The sequence below is a fragment of the Pseudonocardia xinjiangensis genome (genome assembly GCF_012911925.1).
Taxonomy (GTDB): Bacteria; Actinomycetota; Actinomycetes; order Mycobacteriales; family Pseudonocardiaceae; genus Pseudonocardia; species Pseudonocardia xinjiangensis.
This window is the reverse complement of sequence record NZ_JAAXKY010000255.1, coordinates 1-5001: the sequence shown is the minus strand read 5'-3', so window position 1 is coordinate 5001 and position 5001 is coordinate 1. Positions and strand designations below refer to the sequence as shown.

The 5001-nt window shown below is 75.8% G+C and carries 5 protein-coding genes; 3 read left to right on the top strand and 2 right to left on the bottom strand.

The window, feature by feature from the left end; genetic code table 11:
* Both HF577_RS36425 and HF577_RS36420 read right to left on the bottom strand, forming a co-directional pair.
* The coding region (locus HF577_RS36425; protein WP_312859616.1) for a sensor histidine kinase at positions 1-1249 on the bottom strand (1249 nt) is incomplete at its 3' end.
* A 16-nt stretch (positions 1250-1265) separates the two neighbouring features.
* A complete protein-coding gene (locus tag HF577_RS36420; protein WP_169400550.1) occupies positions 1266-1949 on the bottom strand; it encodes a response regulator transcription factor in 684 nt (227 codons plus the stop codon).
* Between the two features lie 74 nt (positions 1950-2023).
* Here HF577_RS36420 and HF577_RS36415 point away from each other — a divergent pair, with 74 nt between their 5' ends.
* Genes HF577_RS36415 through HF577_RS36405 form a run of 3 tightly spaced genes read left to right on the top strand, consistent with a single transcriptional unit; the run spans position 2024 to position 4946 of the window.
* Complete coding sequence (locus HF577_RS36415) at positions 2024-3109, top strand: LolA family protein (protein ID WP_312859615.1); 1086 nt, start codon at positions 2024-2026, stop codon at positions 3107-3109.
* A complete protein-coding gene (locus HF577_RS36410) occupies positions 3106-4089 on the top strand; it encodes an ABC transporter ATP-binding protein (protein ID WP_169400549.1) in 984 nt (327 codons plus the stop codon). Before HF577_RS36415 ends, HF577_RS36410 begins: the two co-directional genes overlap by 4 nt.
* Positions 4086-4946 carry an ABC transporter permease subunit gene (locus tag HF577_RS36405; protein WP_169400548.1) on the top strand — a complete coding sequence of 287 codons (861 nt, stop codon included), beginning with the start codon at positions 4086-4088 and terminating at the stop codon, positions 4944-4946. Before HF577_RS36410 ends, HF577_RS36405 begins: the two co-directional genes overlap by 4 nt.
* Positions 4947-5001 lie beyond the last annotated feature (55 nt).

The following is a 5001-nucleotide window of genomic DNA, read 5'->3' as shown; positions in this document are numbered from 1 at the left end:
GGGCCGCCACCAGCGCCAATCCCAGGCCCGCGCCCCCACCCGCCTCCGGTGACAGGCGCAGGAAGCGGTCGAAGATCCGCTGCCGGTCGGCCTCCGGGATGCCGGGGCCGTCGTCCTCCACGACCAGCCGCACCGACCGGCTCGCCGGGAGCACGCCGATCCGCACGAACGAGCGGGCATAGCGGCGCGCGTTGGCGATGAGGTTGTCCAGCACCAGATCGACCTCGGACGGGCTCGCCGCGGCATGGGCCGGAGCGGGGGCGACGAGCTGCAGCACCGGTTCGTCGCTGTCGCCCTCCCCGGCCCTGGCCATCGCCGCCCGGGCTGCGGCCACCAGGTCGACCGGCCGCGCCCGCAGCCGCTGGCCGGCATCGGCCCTGGCCAGTGCGAGCAGGTCGGAGAGCAGCGTCGAGAGCCGGGCCGCCTCCTCGGCCACCGAACGCAGCGACTCCTGCGCCAGGTCCGGATCGGGGTGCGCCACCGCCACCTCGGCCTGCGCGCGGATCGCCGCGACCGGCGACCTGAGCTCGTGTGCCGCGTCGCCGGTGAAGCGTTCCAGCCGCGCGACGGCCTCGTCCCGCCTCGCCAGCAGGAGGTTGATCTCCTCGGCCAGCGCGCGCAGCTCGTCGCGCGGCACGGGGACCGGCAGGCGCTCCCCCGGCGGCAGCGCCGCGGCCGCGGTGCGCATCCGGTCGACCGGACGCAGCGCCGCCCTGGTGGCCACCCACGCCGCGAGCACGACGACGCCCGCCACCACGAGCGCGCCCACCAGGAACCCGACCGCCGCGTGCGCCAGCAGGATCGCCCCGCCGACGATGTCGGCCGTCACGACGACGAGGCGCGTGGAGCCGTCCGGCGTCACGGCGCTCACGGCGAGCCAGCGCCGCAGCTCCGTGAAGCGGCCGGCGGTGAGCGCCTCGCCCGCCGCCAGCTCCCGGATCTGCTTGGGACCCAGCGGCAGGTCCGGTCCGCCGTCGACCGGATCACCGGCACTGTCGACGACACGCACCTCCGGACCGCGCACCAGCGCAGGAGTGGCTCCGCCTGCCAGCTGCCCCGCCACTCCCACGGCCGTGCCACGCAGCTCGGCGTCAGCCGCACCGAGCATCGTCCCGTAGAGCAGCCCCACGCCCAGCCGGCTCAGCGCCAGCAGCGCGACGAGGGCGACGACGCCCACCACGGTCGCGATCCGGAACCGCAGCGGCCGCGCGGCCCACCACCGGCGCAGCCGCTCCAGCCGCCGGTTCACGACAGACCGACCCCGCTCATGGCGTCTCGACGATGTAGCCGTACCCGCGCACCGTCTTCAGGACGTGACCGGCCCCGACCGCGTCGAGCTTGCGGCGCACGTACCCCACGTACACCTCGACGACGTTGCGGCTGGCCGCCTGCTCGTCGCCCCAGACCAGGCGCAGCAGCTCATCCTTCGCGACGGCCGTGTCGGGGCGACAGGCGAGCGCGTGCAGCAGCGCGAACTCCCGCGGTGAGAGCTCCACCGAGGCGCCCTCCCAGCTGACCGCCCTGGCCACGGGGTCGACGATCAGCGGCCCCAGCCGGACCCGTTGCCCGGTGCGGCCGAGCGCGGCGTCGCGCCGCCGCAGCAGCGCGCGCAGCTGCGCGACCAGCACGACGAACGCGAACGGCTTGGGGAGGTACCCGTCCGCTCCGAGGTCGAGCCCGTCGGCCTGGTCGAACTCGCCGTCCTTCGCCGACAGCACCAGCACCGGCGTGTCGACGCCGGCCGCCCGCAGCTGTTCGATCACGCGGTAGCCGGAGAGGCCGGGGAGGATGATGTCCAGCACGATCGCGTCGAAGCCGCCGGTGAGCGCGGCGCGCAGGGCGGTCGGCCCGTCCGCGACGGCCACGACCTCCATGCCCTCGGCGGTCAGCCCGCGTGCCACGGCCGTGCGGATGCCCGGTTCGTCGTCCACCACCAGCACGCGTGCCATCACGGCGGACGCTACCGGCCCGAGCGGATCATCACCTCAGAACACTCTCAGCAGACATGAGTCAGGCTGTGCACATGGCAGCGCGGATCAGGCCGGGGCGGGACATGGCGGGACGTCGGAGCGGACGGACGACCGGACGAGCGGTCGCCGCGGGAGTGGCCGTCGCCGGAGCGGTGGGGTTGGGACTGCTGACGATCCCGGCAGGCGCCGGGGCGGCACCCGAGCTGCCGCCCATCACGGCGGAGGCACTGGTGAGCTCGGTACTGGCGGCCCACCCCGGGCCGTTCGGCGGCACCGTCGAGCTGGACAACCAGCTCGGCCTGCCGTCGCTGCCGAACATGCCGCAGGCCGCCGACGGCACGAGCACCGCACGGGTGTGGTCCGACGGCGAGGGCCGCGGCCGGATCCAGCTGCCGACCGACTCGGGTGAGCGCACGCTGGTGTCGGACGGCACCACGTTCTGGTCCTGGAACTCCGAGGACCGCACAGTCACCCGGGCGCCGGAGCACACCGGGCAGCGGACCGAGGGCTCCCCCGGCGCTGCCACCGACCCCACGGCGGCGGCCACCAAGGCCCTCGCCGCGCTCCGGTCCAGCAGCGAGATCGGTGTCGACGGCACCGCTGAGGTGGCAGGCCGCCCGGCCTACGAGCTCGTGCTCTCCCCGCTGCCGTCGGAGCGCACGCTGCTGCGCGAGGTGCGGATCGCGGTCGACGCCGCCACGCGCGCACCGCTGCGGCTGACCGTGCTGGCCACCGGGTCGTCCGACCCCGCGGTGCAGCTCGGGTTCACCGACCTCACGTTCGGCGCGCAGGACCCGGCACTGTTCACCTTCACCCCTCCGCCCGGCTCCACCGTGCGCGACGACCAGCACCGGGACGACGCCCGGCCGGCGAAGCCGGAGGGGGAGCACACCGTCGTCGGCACGGGCTGGGACGCCGTGGTCGTCGGGAAGATGCAGGCACCCGCACGCAGCGAGGGCGCCGACGGCCGCCGCTCCGACCCTCCCGACCTGTCCGCCCTGGGCACGCCGGTCAGCGGGCCGTGGGGCAGCGGACGCCTGATCACCACGGCTCTGGGTGGCGCGATCATCACCGACGACGGCCGGATCGCGGTGGGGGCCGTGCCCGAGCCGGTCCTCGCCGAGGCGCTCTCCGCGTGACCGCCACCCCCCGGCTCGACGCGGCTCCAGTCCGGCACGAGCCCGACCGGCCGCCTGCCGCGCGCTCCCTCGGGCTGCGCAAGGTGTTCGGCCGCACCGTCGCGGTCGACGGGATCGACCTCGACGTCCCGGCCGGTGCGGTGCTCGGCATGCTCGGGCCGAACGGCTCGGGCAAGACCACCCTGATCCGCATGCTCCTCGGCCTGACCCGGCCCACCGCGGGAGCCGCCGAGCTGCTGGGCCACCCGGTCCCCGACGAGTCGGCGCAGGCCCTGCCACAGGTCGGCGCGCTGGTGGAGGGGCCGGGGTTCCACCCGTTCCTGTCCGGCCGCGAGAACCTGCGCCGGGCCGCGGCCACCGAACCGCTGCTCGGCAGCCGGCAGATCACGGGGGCGGTCGACGCGGCGCTGGAGCGCGTCGGGCTCGGCCACGCCGCGGACCGGCGGTTCCGCGGCTACTCCCTCGGCATGAAGCAACGTCTCGGCCTGGCCGCCGCGCTGCTGCTGCCCCGCTCGCTCGTCGTCCTCGACGAGCCGACCAACGGGCTCGACCCGGCAGGCACCCGCGACGTCCGGCGGATCATCGCCGAGCTGCACACCGGAGGGGCCACGGTCATCGTGTCCTCGCACCTGCTCGCCGAGGTGGAGGCCACGTGCACCCACGTGGCCGTGCTGCAGTCGGGGTCGCTCGTCGCAGCGGGAGAGCTCCGCACCCTGCTGCAGGCGGGGAACGGCGGGCTCGTGGTCGCCACGCCCGACGTCGACCTCGCGTTGCTCACCTTGCGCGGCGCGGGCGCGAAGGCCTACCGGGCCGAGCGGGCGCCAGGTGAGGAACAGGCGGTGGTCGTGGAGGACGGCGGGCCCCCGCCCCCGGAGGTGATCGCCCTGCTGGTGCGCGCCGGCGTCGCCGTGCACGAGGCGCGGCGCAGCCATGCCAACCTCGAGGAGCTGTTCGCCCGGCTGACCGAGGAGTCCACATGACCGGCACCGCCCTCACCGCCACGCCGGTCGACGCGCCGCGCAGCGCCCCGCTCGGCAGGCTGCTCGGCGCCGAGCTGCGCTGGGTGCTGCGACGCCCGCGCACCCTGGTGATGCTCGCGGTGTTCGCGCTGGTGCCCGTGCTCATCTCGGTCGGGGTGGCCGTCGCCGGCCGCGGTTCCGGCCCGGGAGCGGGCCTGGTCGGGGCGGTCGCCGGCAACGGGCTGGTGCTGCCGGTGGCGGCGATGACGCTGGCCCTCGCCCTGCTGCTGCCGCTGGCGGTGGCGATGGCGGCGGCCGACGCCATCGCGGGTGAGACGTCCCACGGCACGTTGCGCGGCCTGCTCGTGGCACCCGTCGGGCGGCTGCGGCTGGTCGTGATGAAGGCGTACGGGGTGCTCGTCGTGGCCACGCTGGCGACGCTGGCCCTCGCGGTGGTCGGTGTGGTGGCCGGCCTCGTCGTGGTCGGCGGGGCCGACGGACAGCTCGTCACGCTCTCCGGCACCACGGTCGGCGTCGGAGAGGCCCTGGCCCGGGTGGCGCTCGTCGTCGTCTGGACGGTGGGGCAGCTCGCCGCCGTCGGCGCGATCGCGCTGGCGATCTCCTCGTACACGGAGCACCCGCTCGTCGTGCTGGCGTCGGTGCTCGCCGGCCTGATCGTGTTCGGGGTGCTCACCGCGATCCCCTCGCTGGACTGGCTCCAGCCCTACCTGCTCACCAGCGGGTGGACGGCCGGGGCCGACGCCCTGCGCGACCCCCTCCCCCTCGGCGGCATCGCGGAGAGCTCGCTGCGCGCCCTCTGCTACGCCGCCATCGGCTCCGGGCTGACCGTCCACCGCATGCTGCGCCGAGACGCCTGACCCGCCCGCCCCCGCGAGTCGCCCGGTTCCGTCCCGCGAGGCGCCCGGTTCCGCT